Raw genomic sequence first — 670 nt, 5'->3', positions numbered from 1 at the left:
ACAGCGATGGAATGAACACGGCATCGCCCGGCCCCAGCTCGGCCACCTGTGCGTGCGCCAGCGCCGCGCTGAAGCGTGGAAACCGCACCAGGTCCGGTGCGGCGAAATCGACCAGGCTGACCGCCTGCCCGGCCGGCGTGAAATCCAGTGGCCCGATATACAGATTGCCCACCTGCGATGGGGGGAACAGGGTGACGCGGCGGCGGCCGGCGGCTACGCAGGCCAGGTTGTCCGGCACGTCCTGGTGGGCGGCGATGCGCGAGCGGTTGCCGATCCAGATGCTGGCCAGTGGATCGTCCACCCCCAGTTCCAGCGCATTGGTCTGGCGGAAGCCAGGCAGGAAGCTGTCCAGCGTGGTCGATGCCACGTAGATCGACGGCAGTGCCGGTGCCGGCGCGTACTTGAGCAGGGTATCGAGCACGACCTTCAACGGGATCTGCTCGCGGCGGAAATTGAAGCCACGCATGTCCGCGTTGTAGAACACCCGTCCCTGGGCCTCCGGTGGCGCCGTGGTGGCAGTGACCGGCAGCGTGCCGTGATCGAACTGCTTGAGATGGTCAACCGCCGCCTGCGCGGACCGGGTCGCTGCGGCGACCAGCGGCCACCTGGTCACCAGCCCGCGGATCACCTTCGGCGTGGTCCAGCCGGGCAACTGCGCGTGCAGCTGCGC

Annotated in this window: 1 protein-coding gene; it reads right to left on the bottom strand. The window is 68.5% G+C overall.

Annotated elements, in window-relative coordinates:
• Positions 1–670: cupin-like domain-containing protein (locus tag AAE045_RS23595; RefSeq protein WP_455549738.1), on the bottom strand; the 670-nt coding region annotated here is incomplete at both ends.

This window comes from Dryocola clanedunensis, assembly GCF_038405435.1.
Classification (GTDB): domain Bacteria; phylum Pseudomonadota; class Gammaproteobacteria; order Enterobacterales; family Enterobacteriaceae; genus Dryocola; species Dryocola clanedunensis_A.
This window is presented reverse-complemented; position numbering and strand designations above follow the sequence as displayed.